The following is a 26,277-nucleotide window of genomic DNA, read 5'->3' as shown; positions in this document are numbered from 1 at the left end:
TGTTCGCACCCGTTCGGTTGCGTTCGCACTTTCAAAAAACGAACACCTGCGAAGAGTAGTCTAAAATCAATTAATACTTTCCAGCATTTTGATGTACAGCTCAATCCCTTCCCTGATCTCGTCAACATAAACAAACTCATCGGCGGTGTGTGAACGTGCAGAATCGCCAGGCCCCACCTTAATTGAAGGTATATCAAGCAGCGATTGATCAGAAGTTGTAGGTGAACCATAAGTAGTACGCCCCAGCGCTATACCGGCCTGTACAATCGGGTGTTCCTTTGGTATAGATGAAGGTTTTAGCCTGATAGAACGCGGATTAACCTCACAACTCACATGCTGGCGAATGATCTGCAACACCTCTTCGTTCCTATAGGCGTCGGTCACTCGTACATCAACCGTGAACGTACAGCTGGCAGGCACCACGTTATGCTGCGAACCTGCATTGATAATGGTAACTGACATTTTTATAGGACCAAACACTTCAGATTCCTTCGGAAATTTGAAACTACGGAACCACTCTATGTCCGTTAAAGCTTTGTAAATAGCATTGTCCCCTTCTTCACGCGCCGCATGCCCTGCACGGCCATGAGCTACACAATCAAGCACCATTAAACCGCGCTCGGCAATAGCCAGCTGCATTAAGGTAGGCTCTCCTACTATGCCAAACTCCAGGTTACCAAGCTCGGGTATAATAAGCTCCAGACCGTTAACACCTGATATTTCTTCTTCGGCTGTTGTGGCCAGACAAAAGTTATATTTTAAATTTTCTTTATCATGAAAGTAGAGGAACACTGCTATAAGCGATACCAGGCAACCACCAGCATCATTACTGCCCAAACCGTAAAGTTTGCCTTCCTCAATTTTAGCATCATAAGGGTCACGTGTATAGCCCGAATTGGGCTTTACGGTGTCATGATGTGAATTGAGTAAGATGGTAGGCTTATTGGGATCAAAATGCTTATTCCAGGCCCAGATATTGTTCATCTTGCGATGGGTAACAACACCATGCTGCTGCAAAAGCTCATTGATGAGATCGGCGGTGCGGTCTTCCTCTTTACTAAAGGATGGTATGGATATTAGTTGTTGCAGTAAAGTTACTGCCAGTTGAAATAGATTGTTTTTATCGGCCATATCGTAGGCATTTCCCATAATGGTAAGGGGGCAAAATTAATACTTTTTTATTCAACGAGTAGATAGTATTAAGTAGTAAGTATAAAGATTTATTGAGGCATTAAGATGTTCCTATTTAGAAGTCTTGGTACTTGATACTAACTACCTGATCCTTTGTGTTACTCCTCTTCTATTTTTGAATGCTTGCGGGTGTCGTTCATGGTAGCGTATAACACAAGCGATAAAGCGATGCAAATGGTAACGTACCAATAAAACCATTGCTGATGGTTTTCATTCTTAAACCAAAGAGCTACATACTCGGCAGTGCCACCAAATACCGATACCGCTATAGCGTACGGAAAGCCCACCCCTAAGGCCCGAACATTGGCCGGGAACAGTTCGGCTTTTACCACGGCATTTATGGAGGTATATCCGCTCACAATAATCAGCGCACACAATATAAGCGCGAACGCAACCCAAACGTCTTTAGTCTCGCTCAAACGCGTCATAATGGGGATCGTGGTGAGTGTACCCAACACCCCAAAACCGATTAACAAGGGCTTACGGCCAATTTTGTCAGAAAGCAAACCAAACACTGGTTGCAGCAACATAAATATAGCCAGGGTAAGTGTAGATACCATGGTAGCGCTGCTTTTGCTAAAACCTGATGTATTCACCAGGAATTTTTGCATATAAGTGGTAAATGTATAAAACGCTAAAGTACCTCCCATAGTTAAACCGATAACGGTAAATACCGCTTTAGGATGTTTAGCTAAAGCTTTTAACGTACCCTGAGCAGTATCGGCTTTTTTATCTTCGTTTTTAAAGGAGGCTGACTCCTGCAGGCTTCGCCTCAAATACATGGTAATAATCGCCAAAAAAGCGCCAATACCAAACGGGATACGCCAGCCCCAGTCATGCAATTGTTGTTCAGTTAAAAAAACACGTTGCAACAGCACCAATACTGCAAGGGCGGTTAATTGTCCCATAATTAGCGTAACATATTGAAAACTGGAATAAAATCCGCGGTGTTTTCTGCCCGCCATTTCGCTCAGGTAGGTAGCACTGGTACCATATTCGCCGCCCACGCTTAAACCTTGTATAATGCGGGCAAGCACCAGTAAAACCGGGGCGGCCACTCCTATTGATTTAAAACCCGGCGTTATGGCTATTATGAGTGAGCCAACACTCATCAACAATACCGATGAGGTTAAAGCCATTTTACGCCCATGTTTATCAGCGAAAGTGCCCATAAGCCAGCCGCCTATCGGGCGCATTAGAAAGCCGATAGCAAATATACCCGCAGTATTTAAAAGCTGTACGGTTTGATTATCTGACGGGAAAAACGCATCAGAAAAATAAAGGGAAAAGGCGGTGTAAACATACCAGTCATACCATTCAACCAAATTACCGAGTGAGCCTCCAACTATTGATTTAATCCGCCCTCCGGTTGTTTGTGATATTGCTTTGGCTTGTTTCAGCATAGTATGGTATTGATATTAAATATTTAATGATAAATGTAAGAGATAATTTTAACTTATGCTGGCAGGCGCAGACTAACTTTATAATGGATAAATAAAAAATTCATTTCAATCAACAGTCAAAATACTTACCTTGTTTCATGCTTTTTACCTAAGACTTTTTGCATTACGTATGGAAATTCAGGCTATTTGATCGTATTGACCTCAAAACAGATGATGGAGAAGAACTGGAAATATTATCTGCAGGAATGCATAATACGGATTCGGGACCCGATTTTCATAATGCCCGAATTAGGATAGGTGAAACCGTTTGGGCTGCCAACGTAGAGGTACATCTATCTGCATCGGACTGGCAAAAGCATGGGCACACTACCGATAATGCTTACGGCAACGTGGTACTGCATGTGGTTTACCACAATGATGAACCTCTTGTTTTGCCCAACGGCCGTAAAGTGCCAACGCTGCAGCTCAAAAACCGTGTACCAGATGAATTGTATAACAGATACCATCAGATGATCTTCGGCAATCAAAGTATCATTCCCTGTGAAAGCAGTATAGGAGGTATTGATGGCCTGATTATGCACAACTGGCTTACCCGTGTGTTGGTAGAGCGGCTTGAAAAACGATCAGAAGCCGTTGTAAATACCCTCAACCTTAACCGGGGCGATTGGGAAGAAACTTTTTACCAGTTTCTGGCGGCAAACTTTGGGTTTAAAATCAATGCCCTGCCATTTGAGCTGGTGGCCAAATCATTACCGCAGCTTACCCTTGCCAAACACAAAAACAACCCGATGCAAATTGAAGCGCTTATATTTGGACAGGCGGGCTTTTTAGATACCGAATTTAAAGACGAGTATCCGCTAAAATTAAAAAAGGAATATGATTTTTTGAGGAAGAAATATAATCTTAAACCCATTGAAAATCACTTGTGGAAATTTATGCGTTTGCGTCCGCAAAATTTCCCAACCATAAGGCTGGCGCAGTTCGCTGCGCTCATTGTACAGTCAAACCATTTGTTCTCTAAAATACTGGAGATAAAGGATATTGATGCCCTTCGTGATTTATTTTCGGCGATAAAAGTAAATGACTATTGGGATGATCATTACCGGTTTGATGTGTTATCGAAACCATTGCCCAAAACATTAGGAGCCTCATCTGTTGATATATTACTCATAAATACACTGGCACTATTCTTGTTCTGCTATGGAAAACAACATCAGCAGCAGTATTATATAAGCCGCAGTTTAAAGTTGTTGGAAAATTTACCAGCCGAGCGAAATAATATTACAGAAGATTTTGCTATCTTAGGGCTGAAAATTAACAATGCTTTTGAGTCGCAGGCCCTGCTGGAGTTAAAGAATAATTATTGTAATTATAAGAAATGCCTGCAATGTGGCGTTGGTAATAAGATATTAAAACTTGCCTGACATGATACAGAGAATACTCACTTTTTTTGAACGGTACTCCTTTGGTGTATGCACTTATCTTGGCGAAAAGTTTAATGTTTCCATCTCAAAGATCCGTTTATTCTTTATATACTCATCCTTCCTGGCTGTTGGATTTCCTTTGATATTTTATTTTTTTGCAGGGATAGTATTGGATATACGCAATTTTGTAAAGCGTCGCCATACTGGTGTTACAGATCTGTAATCAAGCGTCTTTTCCCAATTTTTATTTATCTTGAATAGGCAATTTAATTTGCAGAAGATGATTTACAATAACCTCCCTGTTTTTACGGCCTCCTGTAAATTACGCACTTTAAATTTGGGTTTATAGCAATATTGGGCCAGCTGTTTTACCCAGGCACTGTGATAGCCGAACATTATTTTTATCATCCGCACCCGGGTTGAGCCCTTGGGATAGCCATACTTATACCAGGTAAATTTGGATTGATCTACTTTAAATTGATCGGCAAAATCGGCGAGGAAAAGATCAATCTCAATATCAAATATATCAAGGTCCAGATCAATACTGGTATCCAGGCTCAGGCTGCCCGGATCAACATGATTCAGCTTATATCTGTTGCAATAATCAACAATAAATTCTTTTAACGGTGGCATTACTTCTTCCATTTTAAACGAATGTAGGTTTGATCATTTAATGTATATGACGCACTTTTAAAAATTAGGTTGCATGTTTAAGTACTTTATTTTCAAAAAAAGGTTACAGTAAAATATCAATTATAACTTTGCCCATTATAACCTTTATATAGCATAATTAAGGCTGTATGATTATTATTGCACTACGTTAATACAGGCACATGAAATTAAAAGTTATAGCTTTTGACGCTGACGACACGCTGTGGGTTAATGAACCCTATTTTCTGCAAACCGAAAAAAAATTCTGTAGCCTGCTCGAAGATTTTTTGCCGCACCATACCATATCAAACGAATTGTTTAAAATTGAGATTGATAATTTGTCATTATACGGCTATGGTATAAAAGGATATATCCTGAGCATGATTGAGGCTGCAATGAAAATATCTGAAAGAAAAATAGGCATTGACGCTATTGAAAGGATAATGGATTATGGCAAAGAAATGCTCAACGAACCCATTGAACTGTTAGATGGTGTAGATAACGTGTTATCAAGCCTGAAAAATCATTACAGATTAGTGGTGGCAACTAAAGGCGATCTGCTCGACCAGGAACGTAAGCTAAAAAAATCGGGCTTAGCGCATTATTTTCACCATATCGAAATCATGTCTGATAAAAAGGAAGATGATTATATAAAGCTTATAAAACATCTGGATATTAAGCCTTCGGAATTTTTAATGGTTGGTAATTCTTTAAAATCAGATATAATGCCTGTTTTAAATATCGGTGGCCACGCCATTCACGTACCTTTCCACACCACTTGGGCACACGAACATATTGAAACCAATTTAAGTCACGACAATTTTAAACAGGCTGATACACTTGCTGAAATTCTGCCGTATATACTTACATGAAACAAAGGCTAAATTTAGAAACCTGGGAACGAAAAGAACACTTTAACTTTTTTAAAAATTTCGAAGAGCCGTTTTACGGCGTTGTTGTTGATATTGACTGTACTGTGGCGCACAATTTTGTTAAGCAAAACGACATATCTTTTTTTCTTTATTACCTGCACAAATCACTCACTGCAGTTAACAATTTTGATCCATTTAAATACCGCATTTACGGCGATGAGGTTATGCTTTATGACCAGATAAACGCCGGACCTACAATTGGCCGGAGCAATGGCACGTTCGGGTTTTCATATATAAATTATCATCCGTCATTCGAGGAATTTATGATTGGGGCAAAAAAAGAAATTGAGCGTGTGCAAAACACCACTACCCTTTTTGCTCCAAAGCTTGATGACGATATTGTTCATTACTCGTCGATGCCATGGATAAAATTCACAAGCCTATCGCATGCGCGCAGCTTTTCATTTCCGGATAGCTGCCCTAAAATATCTTTCGGTAAAATGACCGAAAATAATGGCAAAAAAACCATGCCGGTATCTATCCATGTACACCATGCATTGGTTGATGGCCTGCACCTTGGGCAATACATAGATCATTTTCAGGAACTGATGAATGACGGAATTTAAATCTTCTTTTCCAATACAATTAACTCGATATGCTGTTTCGGCTCACCAAAACGGCCATGATCATGAAAAGGTTGTATTTCGCCGGTAAAAGCATATCCCCTCCGCTCATACCAGCTGATGAGTTCTGTACGGCTGCGAATCACCGTCATGGTAATGGTATGGCAATTCAGTTGTTTTGCAATCAATTCTGCCTCTTCAAGCAGGGCCCTGCCTACCCCTTTACCCTGCAATACCGGCGACACGCTGAACATACCTAAGTATAATTTATCGCCTTTTACTTCAAGGTAAACCGAACCGGTAATACGCGAGTTATCATCAGTATATTTTAATATGGTTATTGCTTCATTACTAAAATACTCTCGCAGCATGTCCTCGTCTATCCTGATTCCTCCTATCAGATCAGTCTCTGTTGTCCATCCCTTTTTGGATTCTTCACCGCGGTAAGCACTATTAATTAAGATATTCAACTCCGGGATATCAGTAAACGTGGCTTTAGTGATGGGCATATAATTACAGCAATTTAAAGTCTTCGCGAACCGGGTCAAATATATCTATGAGTTTACAATCGGTAATGGCCCGGCCTCCATGTATAACATTTGGGGGTATAATGGCATAAGTACCTGTATCCAATATCTGTGATACGCCGTCAACAGTTAGCTCAAATTTACCCTCAATAACAAAGGCGCACTGATGGTTTATATGTTGGTGCAATTCCGACACACAACCTGCTTTTACCTCAATAAAATTAATGGTATTATTAGCTGTATGTATTATTTTAGAGAAAAAGCCGGGAGCTATTTCTTTGATTTCAATATCTGCAAACTGATTAAAAACTTTGTTGTCCATAATATTTAACGAAGCTTTTATTGAAAGCTCCGCTATAAAAGTAAAAATATAACCAATTTGTTTATCCTTACTTGGTGTCATTTATTTTTATTGCTCCGGTTAAGGAACGCCAGCCCACTACAATAAAAGGAATGGCCAGCAGTAAGTCGGCCACGTGTGCTATAATCTCAATGCGTAATATCCTGCTTAAGGGAAATAATATTGCACCCAGGCAAAGTATGATACCCAGCCAGTTTTCAACAGCTTTTTTTATGGTAAGATTTATGCCAAGTACAAGTAAACTCAACGGAAATAATGGACCAGCCCAGAAAAGCAGGATACCCGAGCTGATAGGGTATTGCGATAAGGTTTTAAGATATGTTTGATGCGAAATATTAAATATAGTAGAAAAGTAACCCAATAAACCAAAACCGATCCCTCCCATACAGCAGCCATAAATAGCTATAAATAATCCTATTGAATAGTAATATGGCATTTTGTTTTTTAAAAGGCCAAATAGTGTACTTAACGCAGGTATCCAGAAAACCATTGATGAGGCCAATATAGTAGCGGCAATCACGCCGTATTCGCCGTTTCTCCAAAAGAAGGTTGACAAACCAAATAATACAGGCGCCATGATTGATGATAATCCAAGTAGTTTATGCTGCAATTTATTTGTAGCTCCTTCCATAATTCAGGGTTTCAAACTATGACTACCACGGTTTAATTTAAGTTACATCAACTATATCTCCATTAAAAATACGCACCCAAAAAACTAAGCCGTATATTTAGGGGTTAATAATATATACCGTTATATTTTGCACCCGATATGGCTTTTATCGATTATTATAAAACATTAGGTTTAAGTAAAACCGCTTCAGATAAGGACATAAAGAATGCCTACCGTAAACTGGCCCGTAAATATCACCCCGATCTTAACCCTAATGATGCCGAGGCTCACAAGAAATTTCAGGAATTGAATGAAGCTAATGAGGTATTGAGCGATCCTGAAAAACGTAAAAAGTATGATAAGTATGGCGAAAACTGGCAACATGGCGATGTGTACGAACAACAAACCAGGCAACAGCAAACTAATTATAGTGGTTCAGGGGGTTTCGGAGGTTTTAACGATGCAGAAAGCTTTGGCGGGGGCGATTTCTCCGATTTCTTCAAATCGATGTTTGGAGGGGGCGGAAACAGGCAGACTAAATATCGCGGTCAGGATTATAATGCGGAATTGCATTTAAGCCTGCAGGATATTGCAGAAACTCATAAACGTACCATAACGGTTAACGGTAAAAATCTGCGTATTAACATACCCGCGGGAATTGAAAACGGACAAACTATAAAAATAGCTGGCCATGGCGGTGCTGGAGTAAATAATGGCCCAGCCGGCGATCTTTATATTAAATTTCATATACCCGATGATGTACGCTTTAAAAGAGACGGCCGCAATTTGTATGCAACCGTAAAACTTGACCTTTACACCGCGGTGCTGGGCGGAGAAATAACGGCCGACACCTTAACTGGTAAAGTAAAAGTTAAGGTAAAGCCCGAAACACAAAACGGCACTAAAGTAAAGCTTAAAGGCAAAGGGATGCCTGTTTACAAAAAGGAAAATGAATTTGGTGACCTCTACCTCACCTATGATGTACAAGTACCTCAAAACCTTACCGACAAACAAAAACAATTATTTGAAGAACTATCAAGGTCATGATGTAAAGTGCGAAAAAAATGAAAGCAACAAATTTGATAATGGCGAAAGATTTTTGTTTATTTCATAATATAGATTATGGCATTATAAACGCTATGCATGAAGCCGGATTAGTTAAGGTCACCATAATTGATAAAACCACATTTATTGATAAAAAAGAACTGCAAAGACTCGAAAAGTTAATTAACCTGTACCAGCTCGACATCAATGTAGCGGGTATTGAAGCCATAATTCATTTATTAAACAGAGTTGAAAAAATGCAGGAAGATATGCGCAGTTTACAAAACAAGTTGCGGCTGTATGAAAATGAGGAATAGCAAGGACAATGTGATTCAGGCAGCTACCTGTTACCGCTCAAAAATCGTTGTAAGGCCTGTTGTGTAAATGACGACAACACTAATTCACCGCTAATGGCGGCCCGTTTGGTTAACACCTTGTCCCAATCTTCAGTGCCCTCCCATAGTATTTGTTTTAGCCCGGCGAGCGCATCCGGGTGATAGGATGCGAGTTTTTGGGTAAGTTCATCAAGTGCAGTGTCAAGTGCGGTTATATCAGCATATACTTCATTGTATAAGCCTTTATCCAGGGCCCATTGAGCCGTTTGAAAATCAGAGGCCCTTATGGTAAGTTGTGAAAATGCCGGTAAACCTATTTTACGTATCACGGCAGGTGATATTACGAACGGACCTATGCCAATGGCCAGTTCACTTAGTTTTATAGAGGCAAATTGAGTAGCAAGACAATAATCGGCCGCAGCGGCAAGGCCCACTCCGCCTCCGACCGCTTTACCTTGTACACGGGCTATAATTATTTTGGATGACTTTCTGCAGGCATTAATTACCCTGGCAAAACCAGCGAAGAATACCGCACCGGCCTCTTTATCTTTAATCTGCAACAATTCATCAAAGCTGGCGCCTGCACAAAATGTACGGTCGCCTTCACTTTTTAGCACAATAGCTCTTATGTCTTTATCATTATCGGCCTGAATAATATTTTCAGTCAGTTGATTTAATAAGCTTGCGGGAAGTGAATTTTGAGCAGGGTGATAAAAACTGATAGTAGCCACGCCATTATCAGTTTTTGTAAAAGATACATTTCCGTTATCAGTTGCCGGCATAATTTACAGGGTTATTTAAGATAATCGCGCTCAGAAACAAACACATGCTCCAATATCAGAAGTATTTAACATACCTGCAATTTTCTTTAAATACTTAACGAAGTTTTAGCGCATTAAAGGCAGTTCAAAGTAAAAAGTAGCCCCTTTACCTGGCTTACTTTCCACTCCTATTTTGCCCTGATGGGTATTAATGATCTCCGCGCTGATATAAAGTCCCATGCCAAGACCGCTCGTCATAAATTTTTTATCTTCCACCCGGTAAAAACGCTCAAATATCCGGTCTATTTGTGCTTCTGATAAACCTATTCCAAAGTCGGTGACTGATACTCTTACTATGTTATTTTGTACGGTTGTTTTAAGAATTACCTGTTTATTATCTTGCGAATATTTGACCGCGTTGTTGATAAAATTCATTAAAACCTGCTCCAGTCGCTCTGCGTTTCCAATAATATACAAATTGTTTTTTGACTGGTTTTCAAATTCATGCTGTGGATAAATATGCCTGGCGTTTTCTATAACGAACCCCAAGAGCTCGGACAGATCAACTTCACCCAAAGGATATTCCAATCGTCCCGCCTGTATTTTGCTAACATCAAGCAGGTCATTCACCAGCCGCTGCAATTTGTTTATGGCGACGCTGGCTTTTTCAATATATTGTTTAACTACGGGCGGTACTTCTTCCTTTTTATAAGAAGTTATCAACTGCAGATATCCTTTTAAACTGGTTAATGGTGTTTTAAGTTCATGGCTGGCTATGCCAATAAACTCATCCTTCCGGTCCATTTCTTTTTTCTGATCTTCAATATCGGTGGCGGTGCCCACCCAAAATATTATTTCTCCTTTATCATCCCGCAGTGGCACAGCTCTGTTCAAATGCCAACGATAGATGCCATCCCATCTTTTATAGCGGTTTTCTACCTCAAAAGGATTACCTGTTTTTAATGAATTAATATAATTATCCATCGTATTGGATAGATCATCCGGATGTACAATTTGCTGCCAACCCCAACCCGCAGTTTCGCTATATCGACGCCCTGTGTAGTTATACCATTGCAAATTATAAAAGTCAACATCGCCGCCCGGTAAATTAGTCCAGGTTAATTGCGGGATATTGTTTGCCAGCAGTTTAAAATGCTCCCTGCTTATCAGCAGATCGTTGGTGCGCTCCCTTACGGTATCCTCTAATTCATTATTCAGTTTTTCGGCGGCATTTTGGGCAGCTAACAACTGTTCATTCTTGACCTTTAACTCCCATTCAGCTTCTTTCTGATTTGTAAGATCGGTTAAAATAAGACTAAGAGCTGTTCCTTCATCCAAATCAAGTGTAGTACACGACAGCAGGCAAGGTGTTAGCAGAGACTCTTTGTTGGCCAATAATATTTCCCCTTTACAATCCTCGTTCCAGCCGTTGTGAATAAGTCCCTTGAATTTTTCTGATGATATTTCCGGAATAAATGTTTCGAAATTTAAGCCTATTACCTTTTCAAGCGGCAAATTCATCATAGCCGCAAAGCGCGAATTGCTATATAAAATAACTCCATCACGATTGAGCGTTACCGCACCTTCGTTCATTTTTTCGATAAAAACCCTGTAGGTCTGATCGGCGGTCTTTAGTGTATATAACTGGTGGCCATCATCACCTTTAACAATAAGCGCGTCAATCTGGCCACTGCGGATAGCTTCTATAGTATCGTTAGCCTCCTCCAGCTGCAATTGGAGCTCATTATTACGGTTAAGCAGCTCCTCGTAAGTATATTTAGCCAGTTCCATTAATTTTCAGTATGTAACCCAAGTCCTTTTAATACTTTGCCTGTGTTTGACATATCTCCTATCAATCTTCTCTCGATACCAGGAGCCTTTTTAATCAATAAAGGCAACGCTATGATCTGTTCGGTTTCAGCAATTAAAGGTTGCTGATACACATCAATAATTTCCAGATCATAATTATCCTTCAAATGAGTTTCACAAATATCCTTTAAGTTAGATATAGCGCGGGACGAGTTTGGCGAGGCCCCCGTTACAAACAGGCGCAACTGAAAGATCTGGGGCTCTTGTTCATTGTTAAGGTTATCGGCAGTTAAAGGAAATTGATCTTGCTCAGACATTATTTATAGTTTTAACGAGGGCGTATGTTTAAACCCACTAATACTTTTTCTTCGTTTGAAAGGTCGCCAATTATTTTGCGGATAGGTTCAGGTACTTTTCGTACCAGGGTCGGTATAGCAAATATCTGGTCACCTTCAGCTAATTGTGGCTGAACTAAAAGGTCGATCACTTCAATAGTATATTGCCCTTTTAAATGTTCTTCACAATATTTTTTAAGATTAGCCAGCGCACTGACAGATTTTGCGGTTTTACCGGCAACATACAACCGTAACTCATAATTTATTACTTCTGTTTCCATTACTTTTTACTCCTGTTTTTTTTTCCGCTTCAATAGTTCCCCTCCTCATCTTTGTTATTTCATCACGGTTTTTCTCAATAATTTCCTGTTTCAGCTCCTCCTCATAATAAATGCGGTTTAGCTCTTCTTCTGTCGATTCAAACTCGGCCTGAAGACTGGATATTTTCGCCTCAAGCATTTTCCGTTTACGTACAATTTCTTTGTCTTTTCGCGATACTGCAAAATCTCGTAGAGCAACTCCGGTTTTTTCCTTCAATTTTTGTGCCTCTCTTGCCGATCCGGTAAGCACACCTTCGGGCCCAAGGTAAACATCAACCAGATCAAGTCCTTTATCTGTTATAATAAACTCCCGTACCTGGTTAGAGTGTTTCATACCACGTGATTTCATGATATACATTCCGCGGTTACGCTCGCCGTTTGATTCAATGTCCCTCACCAAAAGCCATGCGTCAACCAATGAGGATACACCCTCATCGGTTTGCTCGCTCACTATGGTGTTCAGTGACAGCGCTGTAAACATTACCGTAATCTGCTCTTCCTGTAAAAAGTCTATCAAGCGTACCAGCATTGATTTTACTTCGCTAACCGAGCCTACAGTAATCAGATTAGTGATGGGATCAAGTATAACCGTTGCAGGCTGAAACCTTTTTATAAGTTTATATATAGCTACCAGGTGCATCTCGAGGCCATATAAAGTTGGCCGCGATGCGTGAAATTCCAACAAACCATCGTCTACATATTGTTGAAGATCTACATTAATAGATTTCATGTTACGGATGATCTGCTTAGGCGATTCTTCAAAAGCAAAATACATGCACTTCTTTTTCTGACGGCAGGTTTCACTGGCAAAATATGCTGCTATACTGGTTTTCCCAGTGCCAGCGGTACCCGATACCAGCACACTGCTTCCTCTAAAAAAACCATGCCCGCCAAGCATTTCGTCAAGTGCCGGAATACCTGACGATACTCTTTTTGATGACACCTCCTTCTCTAACTTTAAAGAAGTAACCGGCAGTACCGAAATACCATCTTGGTCAATCAGGAAAGGATATTCATTGGTACCATGCTGCGATCCTCTGTATTTTACTACACGTAACCTGCGGGTTGATATCTGGTTAATAACCCGGTGATCAAGTAATATTACACAATCGGATACGTATTCTTCCAAACCCTGGCGTGTTAATGCCCCACCTTCGCCCCTCTCTCCTGTGATAATTGCGGTAACGCCTTTATCTTTTAAAAAACCAAACAGACGACGTAACTCGGCGCGTAATATGGTTTGATTACTCAGGCCTGAAAAAAGGTTTTCGAGGGTATCAAGTACTACCCGTTTTGCCCCCAAACTATCAATGGCATGCCCCAATCGTATAAATATACCTTCAAGGTCATATTCACCTGTTTCCTCAATTTCACTCCGATCAATATGAACATGATCTAATTTTACCATGTTTTCGTCCTGCAGCTTCTGTAAATCAAAACCCAGGGAAGCCACATTCATGGTCAGTTCATCGGCCTTTTCTTCAAAAGCCATAAAAACTCCGGGTTCATTAAAAGTTATAGCACCACGTACAATAAATTCAAGTGACATCAGTGTTTTACCACATCCGGCCTCGCCACAAACAAGCGTGGGCCGCCCTTGTGGTAAACCGCCATCGGTTATTTCATCTAATCCTGCAATTCCGGTAGGAGTTTTAGACAATGCTGTTTTATTATGATGTTGCTGTTGTTTTTTATGAGATTTAGTCATCGTAAACAAATGTTTATTCGTTGTAACTAACCTAACTATTGTAAGTTCAGGTTATTTAATTGTTTAAGTTGTAAATGGTTAATAAATGCAGATTTGATGTAAATTGTTTTTGATAATTATAATTTATGACAGCGTCATAAACAGGAAATCGGTTAAATTGGCTTGGTTCAAATAATAACAGTCATGTGTAAATTCTAATAATAATACTCTCTCTAAATATAGAGTTTGAATTATCAAAATTCACAATTAATAAAAAAAATTTCTTTCTTGCTTATTAATTATATTTCTATTAAATACACAAAGAAAACATCTTCAATTCTCTCTATTATTGTCGGTACAATACCTTTACATTTCAGTTTACTGTAAATAAAAAAACATTAACCCAAGTGATATGTTTATTATTTATAAAACAAATAGCCATGGGACTTTTACAACATATACAGCATCAGATATCAGCGCTTAATGATCTGATTAAAATAAATAATGATCGTATTGCAGGTTATCAAAAGGCCAATGAAAGCACGGATGAAACAGGTTTGAACCTGCTTTTTAACGAATATATTGATCAAAGTAAAAATAATGTTTCGGAGCTAAGAGAATACATCAGGGTACTTGGAGGCAATCCAGCCGATGGTACAACTTTATCTGGTAAATTTTATCATGCATGGATGGACGTTAAAGCCGCCTTTATAAATAAAGACAGGCATGGAATTTTATCAGATTGTGAATATGGTGAAGATATAGCTAAAAAGGCTTACCGCAATGCCTTGGATGATAAAGAGCTAATATGGGAAGATGAACAAGTTGTGTCTATTCTTAACAACCACCTTGAAAGCTTAAAGATTGCTCATGATAACATCAAAGCCTTGCGTGACTCGACTATTAATGTTTAACATATTTTTAAGTTAAGGTTATGAACAGCCCCGATCAGGATTTTTTGGAAGAATACAAACCTTTACATGTTCCTCATGAATATGATAAAGGGGCATGTACCCAGGACAATGTTATATATGCTTTAGCGCAATTAAAAGAAGCCACAGCAGACGAAGTTGCTGTTAAGCTCGGTTCGTTTGATCCGGGGACCGACCCAGTAACTCACCAGAAAAACGCGGAGGACATTCTTAGTTATTTATTTAACAAAGGTTTGATAAAGGCGATAAATAAAAACGGTAAGCTAAACTACAATCTGAGCAAAATAGAAATTCCTAACTCCGGTAAAGCTGATAATCTTTTATAAACAAATGCCCCTTATTATTGATTAGCGGGCTTCGTAGATATAATACTGTCCACAACAAATACACTTACCCCTCTCCATGGCAAAGTGTGCAGGTATTCCTTGTAATGCAACTCCAGAAAAGATCCGGCATTGCTGCTAAGCTGCTGAGCAACTTTTTCGTCGGTAACCGAAAACATGAACTCATTTGAAGCAATATTACCACCCTGTGCAGGTGTACGTATACCACTCTGTATTAAACGGCCCTCGTACGTTTTAAACATATACCCCTTTTTTACAAAATAGTTCATAGTACCAGCTTTTGTGCCTTCGCCAAAAACAAAGTAATATCGCTGATAAACAAAACCGGTGATCAGTAACAATATAACCAGGATGATAATAGTTTTGGTACGGGTTTTCATAACAGATATTTTTATCTAAACTACAAAAACTTAATAAGTAAACAATACCCAAGTAAAACTTGTAAAGCAAGTTTATTTCAATTATTGGGCAACGGGAACTAAATTTATTTTTTTATAGGATGATAACATGAAATTAATCAGATCAATTATATTTAAGGGTGGCTCATTGGTAGTTATACTAAGCTTTTTCTTATTATTAACAAAATCAATAGCAAAATAATAATTAGGGGCATCGGTTACCTGGTTACCTTGCTCCCAGTTGATCATTTTTTTTAGTTCACTGTGTTTTAACCAGTAATTCAGCGTATCAAGCTGACCTTGTGATAATTTACCAGTATAGTCGCCTTTATATGGCTCGGCATGTTCACCTGCTTTTAAATGGTAATCGCCGTTGGGCCAAATTTCAATGGCCAGCTGCGGACAGTCGCCAAAACAGGTAGACGATAAGAAATATACCTTTGCAAATTTGATATTCTTATCATAGCTGTTTTTAAAATTAAAAAACTCGTAAGTACTATTACCTGCAAGTTTTATGGCATTGGTTTCAATAGCTTTTATATATGCCCTGTTCTGATCAATATGCCGTATTAGGAATTTAAAATTATCTCGGCGTTCTTTCTTAAAGTTATCCGCGCTGCTGTGGTAAATATCCGTCATGATCAGCGTATCATCCACAATGGTATAATGATCTTTAATACCTGCAAAGCCAACAAAATTATAATACACCTTTTTATCAGAAAAATACAGATGTCCCAATGATTTTGTAATCCACCTTTCCGAATCAAGCCGTACGTTCTGTGCAAACGAAGTATAAAAACTAAGTGTAGTTAGTAGCAAAAGAAGAACGCGTTTCATCATTGGCAGCATAATTTCAGGTATTGAGGATTGTTTTACAAACTCATATAATATTTTGTTAATGATTCAAAATCGTCAAATGTCAATTCATAATCATCGGTTTTACCAAAACCATAGCTCACAAATATAAACGGTATGCCCGCCATACGTGTCTGTTCAGCGTCACCATTAGTATCGCCTATGTAAACAGGAGTTTCAAGATGATGTTTATCTATTAACAGTCGCATATTATGATGTTTGGGCATGTTATTTTCCCCATAGGCCATTGAATCGGTAATATCATTATTAATGCCGGCCCAGGTTATAAATAAGGGGATGATTCCAACCGCGCAGTTGCTTAAAATAAACAGTTTGTATTTAGTTGCCAGTTGTTTAATCCCTTCGGTAACGCCACAGTACATGGTTCCGCCGCTTGTGGGTAGTATTTGCCTGCGCATTTCATTTACATCCATATAAATGCCTTGTGCTCTGTCGTCATCATAATCGGGCATTAATATCTTGGTTAACTTTTTGCCTTCCATGCCCATAAGTTGCATCAGGTCATCGCGGCCGATGATCCGTTTAATATCCATTTTTTTAAATGTGAGGTTCCAGGAATTGGCGTAGGTATCAACGGCATCCCAGAGGGTTCCGTCCATGTCAAATATCAAACTATCGGGTTTCTGCATAAAACGAGCATTTTTTGCTAAGATGTAAAATTTACACCAAGCCTAAAACAGAAGTTCATGTTTTCTTCATTATTAATCTTCACCTTAGCAGTGTGATAAGGTTAATGTGGGCCAGCTTAGCAGGAGGTTGGTTCCATAGGGCCTCCGCCGTAAAAAGCGGGGGCTTTTTTATTCTTATATAAATCAAATTGCCTTACGATAACAAAAGAAAGCTGATGCTATATCCTGTTTTACAAAACCGGTAGTTTCATAAAGCCTTTGGGCTGCATAATTATCCATAGCTGTTTCTAACTGTAAAAATGTAGCGCCATGAGTTTTAGCAAAACTACCTGCGGCTTTTAATAAAGCTTCCCCGATTCCGCGTTTACGATAACCATTATCAACAAACAGATCATTTAGCAGCCAGTTCTTAACCGCCCTTACCGACGATATGAGCGGATATAATTGTGTAAAACCAACCGGAACGCCATCTGCAAATGCAACAAATATTACCGATTCATTATTCTGCAACCTGTTTTTAATAAATGTTTCGGCCAGGGCAATATCCGATGGCTGATTGTAAAACATACGGTATTGATTAAACAGCTGGCTCACTGAAAGGTAATCGGAAACATCAATTTGTTTTATTTCTATCACTGATTCACCCATGATAAAGTAATATTTATTATCAAACATTTATACTATCGCCTACTTTGTATACTTCATGAAATTTAATACCCCGGGCATCAAAGTGCTTTACGTATGCAGCATAGCGCTGTTTAATAAAAAACTCTTTGGCATAGCCGTCATGAACCGGCAGAATTTGTTTGGGCTGTAGTTTATCTGCAAAGGCGGCAATTCGTGGTTCATTGGCAAATGGAGCCATGCTCACCATAAGTAATAACTCAATGTTTTTATACTCAAGCAACTTATCTTCCATGGAATCTACCGGGTGAAGCACTTTATCGTTTATTACAAACCCTGTCATTTGTGGCAACGGGTTATCCATAATTGGTTCATGGGCAACCGGAAAAGCCTTTAGCTTAAACGGCCCCAATTTAACCGTACTATTCTCCAATAAGGTGTACTTTATATTTTCCTGATCCAGCACCTGCCCTATCTGGCTATTGGTTATTACCTGTGCATTACTTATTTCAAGAATACTTTTCAGAATATCAATATCATAATGATCGGGATGGATATGCGTAATGATCACCGCTTTTACATCGGCAAACATTTGCGGAGTAACCAATCCTTCGGCAAATGAAAATTTTCCCGGATCAAAAAGTATTTTAAAGCCAACCATGTCAAACACAAGACATGAATGCAGGTATTTTGATATTTTCATTTAATAAATAATTTATTAAGACAACCTGCAAGCCAACCAATTGGTTTTAACCCCTACAACAACTCATTTGCTAAATTAGCCAGCTCGCTCCGCTCGCCTTTTTCTAATGTAATGTGTGCATATAAAGGGTGCCCTTTGGCCTTATCAATAAGGTATGATAAACCATTGCTTTCCGCATCAAGGTATGGTGTATCAATTTGATAAATATCTCCTGTAAACACAAATTTGCTATTCTCGCCGGCACGGGATATAATGGTTTTCACCTCATGCGGGGTAAGGTTCTGGGCCTCATCAACTATAAAAAATATTTTTGCCAGCGTTCGGCCGCGTATAAAGGCCAACGGGGCTATTGATATTTTATCATTGTTTACCAGTTCGTCAATTTTGGCCTGCATCTTCTCATCGTCCGCGAACTGGTCTTTTATAAATTTCAGGTTATCCCATATAGGCGCCATGTAGGGGTCTATTTTCGATTTGATATCACCGGGCAAAAAGCCAATATCTTTATTACTCAGAGGTACAATAGGCCGCGTAACAAATATCTGGCGATAATATTTACGTTGCTCCAAAGCGCTGGCCAGCGCCAGTAACGTTTTACCAGTACCCGCATTGCCTTGTATGGTTACCAGTTTAATATCGGGATGTAATAAAGCATGAATGGCAAAGGCCTGCTCAATGTTTTTAGGAGCGATATTAAACACCGGCTGTTCCGTAACTTTTTCAAGTTGCTTGGTTTGCGCATTATAAAAGCCCGAAACATCGTCCTTTTTGCTCTTTAAAATATAAAAGTGGTTATTGGTGTACGACTTAATATGTAAATTTTCGGCAGGCAGGTTTTCCTGTTTATTGAATAATGTTACCAGCTTTTCGGTCACTTTATCTACATCGGTTATACCGGTATATAGTTCGTCGAGGTTTTTAATCTTGCCTGTTTCGTAATCTTCGGCGTGCAGGTTCAGCGCTTTAGCTTTCAGGCGCAGGCATATATCTTTTGATACAAGCACCACTTTCTTGTCGGGGTTTTCTTCCTGCAAGCCCAAAGCCGCGTTTAATATCCGGTGATCTGTTTTGTCAGACCCAAAAACTTCTTCGGCATCAATAGCCGTGGTTTTAACATCCATGGCAACTTTAAAACTTCCCTTACTTTTACCATTAAGCGGGATCCATTCGCTTACCAGGCTGTTGTGCGACAAATCATCCATGAGACGGATAAAACTGCGCGCCTCAAAATTGCGTGTATCGTTACCGTTCTTTTTATTATCGAGCTCTTCTAATACCTGGATAGGTATGGCTACATCATGTTCCTGAAAATTCTGGAATGCATTGTGATCATAAAGAATCACTGAGGTATCTAAAACAAATATTTTTTTACTACCGGTGTCGCCGTTCTTACCATCTTTATTCATAGCCCACTAATTTAGCGAATCTGTAACTACAATCAAGTATAAAGATCAGGTTACAAACTAAATCTGTATTCAAATAATTCAGACGTCTGCAACCTCCTGACGTCGTTCCTGTTTTATTTTGTTACGATGCATAGTTCCCCATTCTGTTAACGCAGCTAATACATTACTCAAAGTAGTGCTATATTCGGTAGCTATGTATTCAACAATTACCGGAGTTTGGTTATGGACAATCCTTTTTACAAAACCGTTTAATTCAAGTTCCTTTAACTCATTGGAGAGCACTCTTGCCGATATTCCATCAATTGCACGTTGTATATCATTAAAACGGGTATTACCCTCCCTCAGGGCTATAATTACCCTTAATTTCCACTTACCGCCAATTACATAAAGCGCGTCGCCTACAGCATTTAAGCTGGCCTTGCATTTCGCCTCCGTTATGTTTGATTTTGCTTCCATACCCTTGCTATTTATGCGTAGACTAACTAAAAGGTTACCACTAACCTTTAGCATACTACTAATATTTTGTTAGCAAATGTACATAGATTTGCTTCGTTAAAAAATTAAAAACATGAAAAAGATACTTCATATTATCTCTACCCCTAAAGGTGATTCTTCATACAGCTTACAATTAGGAAAAGCTATTATTGACAAAATTACAACCGCCCACCCAGGCAGTATAGTAAAGGAGGTTAACCTGGTTGAAAAGCAAGTTCCGCACTTGCAGGAAGCACACATAAATGCTTTTTTTACACCTGCCGAAAATAGAACACCTGAAAACATAGAAAATGCCCGATACTCTGACGAAGCCATTGCCGATATTATGGATGCGGATATTTTAGTAATAGGTGCTCCCATTTACAACTTCTCGATACATTCCTCATTAAAAACATGGATAGATCAGATTGTACGAGGCGGAGTAACTTTTAAATATGATGAAAACGGTCCTGAAGGTTTGGTAAAGAATAAAAAAGTGTATTTAGCAGTTGCATCTGGTGGCGTATATTCTGAGGGCCCAATGCAGGCTTATGATTTCGCTACTCCTTATTTAAAATCAATTCTGGGTTTTATAGGTTTAACTGATATTTCAGTATTCAGGGTTGAAGGATTAGCCAAATCTGAATTAAAAGAAACTGCTTTAGAAAAGGCTATAAGCAGCATTATTTTGAATTAACCCCTATTTACAGTCAATAAAATCCTATGGATTTTATTGACTGTCGGTTTTGTTCAATTTTCTCTTTTAAGATCATCGCAATTTTACTAAAAAATAAATACGATGATCTTAATTCACACCTCACACAACAGTCTGCCCCACACAGACGAACGCCGCACAAAATTATTCAGACATCCGGCGCTAATAAGGTTGCACATCGGAGTCGCCAGCCTTTTTATCCTGCTCATAACACTTTGCTGTACAAAAACATTAAAGGCTCAGACCATTCAACCGCCCGGTAAGGCCCTGTTTGAAAATAAATGTGCCAAATGTCATGGAAACGACGGTACAAAAGGTCGCTGGGGAGCAAAAAACTTGCACATCAGCAAACTTAATGACGACGAGCTATTCAGAACTATAAGTACCGGTAAAGGCTTTATGCCCAAATGGAGTAAAAAATTAACACAGGCCCAGATACTTATCGTAATTGAGTATATTAAAACATTAAGGAAGTAACCATGAAAAAACTAAATATGACAACCCTGATTTTAATTATCACAGCTACGGCAACTGCGTTGATTGCCGGATTATTTTACGGTTATACCTGCTCCGTAAATTTAGGTTTAGGCAAACTAAACGATCGCGAATATATTACCGCGATGAATGCTATTAATGTGGCCATTTTGAACCCTCTATTTTTTGTAAGTTTTATGGGCACATTGGTATTACTGCCGGTAAGCACATATCTCAATTACAGCGCAGCAGATAACAGCCGCTTTATACTTTTACTTATTGCCACGTTATTGTATGCTATCGGCGTATTCGGGGTCACTATGTTTGGAAATGTACCTTTAAACGATGCTTTGGCAAAAGTAAACGTAAACACGGCATCTGCGGGAGATTTGGCTGCGCATCGGCTTGCGTTTGAAGGCCCATGGGGATTATTGCACAACGTAAGAACGTTAGCCAATGTAGTAAGCCTGGTATTGGTAATTATAAGCTGTTGCTGCGAAAGGAGGTGAATTAGGATCAAGGGGAATAATTGTGGGGGAATAAAAAAAGTATTTGTTTTGTATACAGATACCAAACACGATACAATTTGTCAACAGCATACGAAACACTTGTCCGCCTGATCTTGCCCGAGGGGCTTTTGGAATACTTTGAACTTACTGATGTCCGCTCCTCTGAAAGCGGCCAATTGAACATTTACCTTGAGGAAAAGAATCTTGCGCCCGCAGGCTATGACAAGCAACAACTGGAGTCAAAAGGTTTCTTACCGGAGACAGCTATCCAGGATTTTCCTATCCGGGGCCACAAAGTAGCTCTTTGCATTAAAAGACGCAGATGGGAAGTTAAAGCAAGTGGTGAGATCATCACAAGGGACTGGAACTTAGTTAGAAAAGGAGCGCGAATGACAACGGAATTCGGCACTTTTTTAAAAGGTATATTTGGATAATAATCCGATTAGCTGTCATTTGTTAGGGCGGCTATATACAGTTGATGGCAAACAGCTACAGCAGCAATACAAAGACTTTCTGAGCGATTTTCATAGCTGGGATCAAAAAGAACATGCAGATGAATGGATGCTGTTTGAACAAAATATCGGGCCATCGCTAAGCATAGATGAAACAGCATTGAGCAATGGCGAGCTCTATACCATTATCACCAATAAAGAAGCTAAAGGTGGCAAGAAAGCAATTGTAGCTATGCTAAGGGGCACACAAACGGAGCAGATCATAAAAGTTATCGAACGCATACCGCTACGTAAAAGGAACAAGGTGAAAGAAGTGACGATGGATATGGCGGCAAACATGATCAAAGCCATCCGCAGGTGTTTTAGCAATGCCAGTCGTGTGATCGACAGATTCCATGTACAAAAGTTAGCCTATGATGCCGTGCAGGAAGCTCGTATAAAATATCGTTGGGAAGTGCTGGATGCAGAAAGCAATGCTATTGAACAAGCCAGGCAAAACAAGCAATCTTATCAGCCCGAAATATTCAGCAATGGCGATACGTTAAAACAATTGCTTGCCAGAAGCCGCTACCTGTTGTTTAAACATGAGTCCAGGTGGACCATCTCACAAAAAGAAAGAGCCGGTCTGCTTTTTCCAAGATACCCGGAACTGCTCAAAGCGTATAAACTGGCTATCGGGCTGGGCAATATATTCACCATCTGCAAAAGCAAGCAGATCGCCTTTAAAAGATTGGCGCTGTGGTATAATCATGTTGAGGAATCTGGGATTGACGCCTTTAAAACCGTGGCAAGGTCCGTTCATCAACATTATGAATCTATCCTGAACTTCTTTGACAATAGAAGCACAAATGCCTCTGCCGAATCTTTTAATGCCAAGATCAAAGCTTTCAGAGCGACTTCCAGAGGCGTTAGAGACACTACTTTCTTCTTATTCAGACTCGCTAAAATCTATGCTTGACTTCTACTCCCCCCAACTTTTCGTCATGATCCACTTTTTTCTTGTTCAGACTCGCTAAAATCTATGCTTAAAACTTTCAGCCCTCAACTTTTCCGCATGACCCCTTAAAACTTTCAGCCCTCAACTTTTCCGCATGACCCGTCAATTATAACAAGAGGAAAAAGCCTATAAAAGCGAAAACGGGAGTCTTTTCTTTCGAATTGAGCTCCCGTTTCCAAACTACTGTTCAACCGTGGCATCCCAGTAGCACCAAGTTTTGTGTATCCATGACCGATACGATCTCGTCTATTGTTCTTGCGAACGGTCGACTACCTCCATATCATTGGTTCTGTTGCGGTTCTCCGTGAAGTTCCTGCAGCTTATACCAACACCTCTTTTATCACAATCTTTTTTCAAAGACTTTCGTAATTTTCATTTTTCATGTGACTCAGGGACTTCTTTTGCTCTTTAGTTCACCCGAAGGTTCCCCCGATTCAATTTCTGTTTTCCTGAAAGGTTGTCAAAGTACGTCGTTCTTGATGATTTCAATATCGGGACATATTAATGATTTGACAAGCTTTTTTTTTATTTTTTATTAACATGTTATTAACATTAAAATCATAGTTATTAACATTTTTTATTGTTTGATTTACAAGGTTTTAAACTTAATGTTATCAGTAAATATGTATCGATATAAACATTATCATTATTCACAAAAAGCTTCAAGATAAACACTTTTCAAAACTTTAAAAAAGCGTAAAATTGACTTTTTGTTAAATTTTCTCGGTTAAATGCCTCCAATATCGCCTGGGAATATGCCTTAAATGGAGCTTTGTATTTTTCCGGGCTACAATATTTACGTTGGTAAAATAGTTTTTCCAGAGGTGCTGATAAATTCCTTCATCCTCGCTAAAGGCGGTTATAACATTATCAGGTTTATTCACTTCAGAAAAATCGAGTGAGATATATTGCGTATCATGCAAATCATAATAAAGCCCGTAACCGCGTTTAATATCGTAGATGATCCATTTTTGATCAGCATACCTGCTTTTAAAATGCCTGATAAGCAAAGGCAGCACATTAAAATCGGGCTCAATTGCCGAATAAAAGGTTTCGTCTTTTAATTTCTGAAAACGCACAAAGGCTTCCATGCGGTGCTTTTCGCGCCGAACCATTTTTATAATTTCGGATATCCGCATTACGTAGCGATTGCCATAATCTTCCTCCACATTTTGATCATTATCAAAAACATAACGGATAAAACCAAGCAATGTACTTTCCTCGTTATCCATTTCGGCCATATGGGCAATGTACAAACGCTGCACACCTGTTGATGAAAGCTTTTTCCGCAGTCCTTTTAAAACACGGTTTGCGCGGTTCTCATCTGTAATAACCTGTAATACCTCTTCAAATAACGCCGCGGCACGCCACTCCCCTTTTATTAATTTTACGTGAAATAGCTTGTGCTCGTAAATTTCAAATATGGCAGTAAGCAAGCCTTCAAATGTTCCATCGTAAACCAGCGTATACATGATCAAAACAAATTAAGTTGGGTTTGAGTATTTTTGATATACTTGCTTTGCGATTCGGCCAGGATAAACTGTTTAATATTTTGCCCCGTAAGGTCCCGGCGCTCAAACTCTTTGTTTTTACAGGTTATAAAATACCTTGCCCGGTTGATGGCCACGCCTATTCTTTTTAGCTGCTCCCACCCCAATTTTGCAAATTTGCGGGCGCTTACAATTTTCTGTGCCGACTGTAAGCCTATCCCGGGCACACGCAAAATCATTTGTAGGTCGGCTTTATTAATATCAATAGGAAAAACCTGCATATTGCGGATTGCCCAGCCCAATTTAGGATCAATATCTAAATCAAGTAATGGCTGGTCATTATCTACGATTTCGTTTACGTGAAAGCCATAAAAACGCATGAGCCAATCAGCCTGATAAAGCCGGTTCTCACGAACCATAGGTACAGAAGTATTTAATGCAGGTAGGCGCTTATCTTTTAATACAGGTACGTAACCCGAATAATAAACCCGTTTTAAATTAAAATTCTTGTAAAAATAATTGGCCGATTGGAGTATCTGCTGGTCGTTCTCGGGTGTGGCACCTATTATTACCTGGGTACTCTGGCCCGCGGGAGCAAACATTGGGGCCTTTTTAAACAGCTTTTTTTCTTCCGTGCGCTGTATAATTTCATTTTTCAGAAAATTCATCGGATCTATCATATCCTGATGATTTTTATCGGGAGCCAATAGCTTAAGCCCGGCTTCTGTCGGCATTTCCAGGTTTACGCTGAGCCTATCGGCATATAAACCCGCCTCACGCATCAACTCGTCGCTCGCTCCTGGAATTGATTTGAGGTGGATATAACCATTAAAATTATGCTCATGACGAAGCTTTTTAGCCACCCGCACTAAACGCTCCATGGTATAATCAGCATTCTTAAAAATGCCGGAGCTTAAAAACAACCCTTCTATATAATTGCGGCGATAAAAGTTAATAGTAAGGTCAACAACTTCCTGCACCGTGAACGCCGCGCGCTTAATATCATTATTTTTACGTGATACGCAGTATGCACAATCAAAAATACAATGATTAGTGAGCAGGATTTTTAATAAAGAAACGCAACGCCCATCTTCGGTATAGCTATGACAAATGCCGTTGCTGGCATTACCCAAACCCTTATTTTCATTCTTACGCTTACTTCCGCTTGATGCACATGATACATCATACTTAGCGGCATCAGCCAAAATATTCAACTTCTCGGTTATCCTCTCTACATTCATATCAAATCAAATTTACTAATATTTTTAGTAATTTGATTGTCAATGAAAATTAATTCTCAG

General features: G+C 39.4%; 33 protein-coding genes. 13 read left to right on the top strand and 20 right to left on the bottom strand.

The window, feature by feature from the left end:
• Positions 1-66 precede the first annotated feature (66 nt).
• A complete protein-coding gene (locus SNE25_RS17860) occupies positions 67-1,149 on the bottom strand; it encodes a M20 family metallo-hydrolase (protein ID WP_407666941.1) in 1,083 nt (360 codons plus the stop codon).
• Between the two features lie 140 nt (positions 1,150-1,289).
• Entirely contained in the window at positions 1,290-2,594 is a 1,305-nt protein-coding gene (locus SNE25_RS17855; RefSeq protein ID WP_321560352.1) for an MFS transporter, read from the bottom strand.
• A 158-nt stretch (positions 2,595-2,752) separates the two neighbouring features.
• Between SNE25_RS17855 and SNE25_RS17850 the strand changes: the two genes are divergently transcribed.
• On the top strand, positions 2,753-4,018 hold the full coding sequence (locus SNE25_RS17850; protein ID WP_321560351.1) for a DUF2851 family protein: 1,266 nt from the start codon (positions 2,753-2,755) through the stop codon (positions 4,016-4,018).
• Between the two features lies 1 nt (position 4,019).
• Positions 4,020-4,241 carry a PspC domain-containing protein gene (locus SNE25_RS17845; protein ID WP_076373079.1) on the top strand — a complete coding sequence of 74 codons (222 nt, stop codon included), beginning with the start codon at positions 4,020-4,022 and terminating at the stop codon, positions 4,239-4,241.
• A 62-nt stretch (positions 4,242-4,303) separates the two neighbouring features.
• On the opposite strand, the gene SNE25_RS17840 is transcribed toward SNE25_RS17845, so the two are convergent.
• Complete coding sequence (locus SNE25_RS17840; protein ID WP_321560350.1) at positions 4,304-4,663, bottom strand: DUF1493 family protein; 360 nt, start codon at positions 4,661-4,663, stop codon at positions 4,304-4,306.
• Between the two features lie 188 nt (positions 4,664-4,851).
• On the opposite strand from SNE25_RS17840, the gene SNE25_RS17835 reads away from it, so the two are divergent.
• Together SNE25_RS17835 and SNE25_RS17830 are read left to right on the top strand one after the other, a co-directional pair.
• Entirely contained in the window at positions 4,852-5,541 is a 690-nt protein-coding gene (locus SNE25_RS17835) for an HAD family hydrolase (RefSeq protein ID WP_321560349.1), read from the top strand.
• Positions 5,538-6,167 carry a chloramphenicol acetyltransferase gene (locus SNE25_RS17830; RefSeq protein ID WP_321560348.1) on the top strand — a complete coding sequence of 210 codons (630 nt, stop codon included), beginning with the start codon at positions 5,538-5,540 and terminating at the stop codon, positions 6,165-6,167. The genes SNE25_RS17835 and SNE25_RS17830 overlap by 4 nt, the downstream gene beginning before the upstream one ends.
• Here the strand turns inward: SNE25_RS17830 and SNE25_RS17825 are convergent.
• The 3 genes from SNE25_RS17825 to SNE25_RS17815 are packed head-to-tail and all read right to left on the bottom strand — an operon-like array spanning position 6,164 to position 7,683.
• On the bottom strand, positions 6,164-6,673 hold the full coding sequence (locus SNE25_RS17825; protein WP_321560347.1) for a GNAT family N-acetyltransferase: 510 nt from the start codon (positions 6,671-6,673) through the stop codon (positions 6,164-6,166). The genes SNE25_RS17830 and SNE25_RS17825 overlap by 4 nt on opposite strands.
• Positions 6,674-6,677: 4 nt before the next feature.
• On the bottom strand, positions 6,678-7,094 hold the full coding sequence (locus tag SNE25_RS17820; RefSeq protein WP_321560346.1) for a cupin domain-containing protein: 417 nt from the start codon (positions 7,092-7,094) through the stop codon (positions 6,678-6,680).
• On the bottom strand, positions 7,081-7,683 hold the full coding sequence (locus SNE25_RS17815; RefSeq protein ID WP_321560345.1) for a hypothetical protein: 603 nt from the start codon (positions 7,681-7,683) through the stop codon (positions 7,081-7,083). The genes SNE25_RS17820 and SNE25_RS17815 overlap by 14 nt, the downstream gene beginning before the upstream one ends.
• A gap of 138 nt (positions 7,684-7,821) precedes the next feature.
• Here SNE25_RS17815 and SNE25_RS17810 point away from each other — a divergent pair, with 138 nt between their 5' ends.
• The gene (locus SNE25_RS17810; RefSeq protein ID WP_321560344.1) at positions 7,822-8,709 is read left to right on the top strand and encodes a J domain-containing protein; all 888 of its coding nucleotides are present in this window, start codon (positions 7,822-7,824) and stop codon (positions 8,707-8,709) included.
• A gap of 17 nt (positions 8,710-8,726) precedes the next feature.
• Entirely contained in the window at positions 8,727-9,023 is a 297-nt protein-coding gene (locus tag SNE25_RS17805; protein WP_321560343.1) for a chaperone modulator CbpM, read from the top strand.
• Between the two features lie 23 nt (positions 9,024-9,046).
• Here the strand turns inward: SNE25_RS17805 and SNE25_RS17800 are convergent, their stop codons facing one another.
• The 5 genes from SNE25_RS17800 to kaiC all read right to left on the bottom strand — a co-directional run bounded on the left by SNE25_RS17800 (position 9,047) and on the right by kaiC (position 13,974).
• Positions 9,047-9,823: an enoyl-CoA hydratase/isomerase family protein gene (locus tag SNE25_RS17800; RefSeq protein WP_321560342.1), complete on the bottom strand. Its 777-nt coding sequence runs from the start codon at positions 9,821-9,823 to the stop codon at positions 9,047-9,049.
• A 105-nt stretch (positions 9,824-9,928) separates the two neighbouring features.
• The gene (locus tag SNE25_RS17795; protein ID WP_321560341.1) at positions 9,929-11,593 is read right to left on the bottom strand and encodes a PAS domain-containing sensor histidine kinase; all 1,665 of its coding nucleotides are present in this window, start codon (positions 11,591-11,593) and stop codon (positions 9,929-9,931) included.
• A complete protein-coding gene (locus tag SNE25_RS17790; RefSeq protein WP_321560340.1) occupies positions 11,593-11,928 on the bottom strand; it encodes a circadian clock KaiB family protein in 336 nt (111 codons plus the stop codon). Before SNE25_RS17790 ends, SNE25_RS17795 begins: the two co-directional genes overlap by 1 nt.
• Before the next feature lie 11 nt (positions 11,929-11,939).
• The gene (locus SNE25_RS17785; protein ID WP_321560339.1) at positions 11,940-12,227 is read right to left on the bottom strand and encodes a circadian clock KaiB family protein; all 288 of its coding nucleotides are present in this window, start codon (positions 12,225-12,227) and stop codon (positions 11,940-11,942) included.
• A complete protein-coding gene (gene kaiC / locus SNE25_RS17780; RefSeq protein WP_321560338.1) occupies positions 12,202-13,974 on the bottom strand; it encodes a circadian clock protein KaiC in 1,773 nt (590 codons plus the stop codon). Before kaiC ends, SNE25_RS17785 begins: the two co-directional genes overlap by 26 nt.
• Before the next feature lie 419 nt (positions 13,975-14,393).
• Here kaiC and SNE25_RS17775 point away from each other — a divergent pair, with 419 nt between their 5' ends.
• Positions 14,394-14,867, top strand: a complete 474-nt coding sequence (locus SNE25_RS17775) for a ferritin-like domain-containing protein (protein ID WP_321560337.1) — start codon at positions 14,394-14,396, stop codon at positions 14,865-14,867.
• Positions 14,868-14,887: 20 nt separating this feature from the next.
• Positions 14,888-15,211: a hypothetical protein gene (locus tag SNE25_RS17770; RefSeq protein WP_321560336.1), complete on the top strand. Its 324-nt coding sequence runs from the start codon at positions 14,888-14,890 to the stop codon at positions 15,209-15,211.
• Between the two features lie 14 nt (positions 15,212-15,225).
• Here SNE25_RS17770 and SNE25_RS17765 read toward each other — a convergent pair whose 3' ends face one another.
• The 7 genes from SNE25_RS17765 to SNE25_RS17735 form a co-directional block, all read right to left on the bottom strand.
• On the bottom strand, positions 15,226-15,609 hold the full coding sequence (locus SNE25_RS17765) for a hypothetical protein (protein ID WP_321560335.1): 384 nt from the start codon (positions 15,607-15,609) through the stop codon (positions 15,226-15,228).
• 81 nt (positions 15,610-15,690) lie between these two features.
• Positions 15,691-16,467 carry a DUF6438 domain-containing protein gene (locus SNE25_RS17760; RefSeq protein WP_321560334.1) on the bottom strand — a complete coding sequence of 259 codons (777 nt, stop codon included), beginning with the start codon at positions 16,465-16,467 and terminating at the stop codon, positions 15,691-15,693.
• Between the two features lie 32 nt (positions 16,468-16,499).
• Positions 16,500-17,132 (bottom strand): HAD family hydrolase, encoded by a 633-nt coding sequence (locus tag SNE25_RS17755; RefSeq protein ID WP_321560333.1) that lies wholly within the window; start codon positions 17,130-17,132, stop codon positions 16,500-16,502.
• Between the two features lie 183 nt (positions 17,133-17,315).
• Positions 17,316-17,780: a GNAT family N-acetyltransferase gene (locus tag SNE25_RS17750; protein WP_321560332.1), complete on the bottom strand. Its 465-nt coding sequence runs from the start codon at positions 17,778-17,780 to the stop codon at positions 17,316-17,318.
• Positions 17,781-17,799: 19 nt separating this feature from the next.
• On the bottom strand, positions 17,800-18,459 hold the full coding sequence (locus SNE25_RS17745) for an MBL fold metallo-hydrolase (protein ID WP_321560331.1): 660 nt from the start codon (positions 18,457-18,459) through the stop codon (positions 17,800-17,802).
• Between the two features lie 53 nt (positions 18,460-18,512).
• Positions 18,513-19,865, bottom strand: coding sequence for a PhoH family protein (locus tag SNE25_RS17740; protein WP_321560330.1), 1,353 nt, complete (start codon positions 19,863-19,865; stop codon positions 18,513-18,515).
• Between the two features lie 78 nt (positions 19,866-19,943).
• Entirely contained in the window at positions 19,944-20,375 is a 432-nt protein-coding gene (locus SNE25_RS17735; RefSeq protein ID WP_321560329.1) for a winged helix-turn-helix transcriptional regulator, read from the bottom strand.
• Between the two features lie 58 nt (positions 20,376-20,433).
• Between SNE25_RS17735 and SNE25_RS17730 the strand changes: the two genes are divergently transcribed.
• The 5 genes from SNE25_RS17730 (at position 20,434) to SNE25_RS17710 (ending at position 23,447) form a co-directional block, all read left to right on the top strand.
• Entirely contained in the window at positions 20,434-21,036 is a 603-nt protein-coding gene (locus SNE25_RS17730; protein WP_321560328.1) for an FMN-dependent NADH-azoreductase, read from the top strand.
• A gap of 102 nt (positions 21,037-21,138) precedes the next feature.
• Positions 21,139-21,531 carry a c-type cytochrome gene (locus SNE25_RS17725; RefSeq protein WP_321560327.1) on the top strand — a complete coding sequence of 131 codons (393 nt, stop codon included), beginning with the start codon at positions 21,139-21,141 and terminating at the stop codon, positions 21,529-21,531.
• A gap of 2 nt (positions 21,532-21,533) precedes the next feature.
• Positions 21,534-22,037, top strand: coding sequence for an anthrone oxygenase family protein (locus tag SNE25_RS17720; RefSeq protein ID WP_321560326.1), 504 nt, complete (start codon positions 21,534-21,536; stop codon positions 22,035-22,037).
• Positions 22,038-22,114: 77 nt separating this feature from the next.
• A complete protein-coding gene (locus SNE25_RS17715; protein ID WP_321560325.1) occupies positions 22,115-22,471 on the top strand; it encodes an ISAon1 family transposase N-terminal region protein in 357 nt (118 codons plus the stop codon).
• Positions 22,464-23,447, top strand: a complete 984-nt coding sequence (locus SNE25_RS17710; RefSeq protein WP_407666940.1) for an ISAon1 family transposase — start codon at positions 22,464-22,466, stop codon at positions 23,445-23,447. Before SNE25_RS17715 ends, SNE25_RS17710 begins: the two co-directional genes overlap by 8 nt.
• 752 nt (positions 23,448-24,199) lie before the next feature.
• Here SNE25_RS17710 and SNE25_RS17705 read toward each other — a convergent pair.
• Entirely contained in the window at positions 24,200-24,958 is a 759-nt protein-coding gene (locus tag SNE25_RS17705) for a TIGR03915 family putative DNA repair protein (RefSeq protein WP_321560324.1), read from the bottom strand.
• A 2-nt stretch (positions 24,959-24,960) separates the two neighbouring features.
• Positions 24,961-26,217 carry a putative DNA modification/repair radical SAM protein gene (locus SNE25_RS17700; RefSeq protein WP_321560323.1) on the bottom strand — a complete coding sequence of 419 codons (1,257 nt, stop codon included), beginning with the start codon at positions 26,215-26,217 and terminating at the stop codon, positions 24,961-24,963.
• Positions 26,218-26,277 lie beyond the last annotated feature (60 nt).

The sequence above is a fragment of the Mucilaginibacter sabulilitoris genome (genome assembly GCF_034262375.1).
Classification (GTDB): Bacteria; Bacteroidota; Bacteroidia; order Sphingobacteriales; family Sphingobacteriaceae; genus Mucilaginibacter; species Mucilaginibacter sabulilitoris.
The sequence above is the reverse complement of the archived record's forward strand: the minus strand, read 5'-3'. Positions and strand labels throughout refer to the sequence as shown.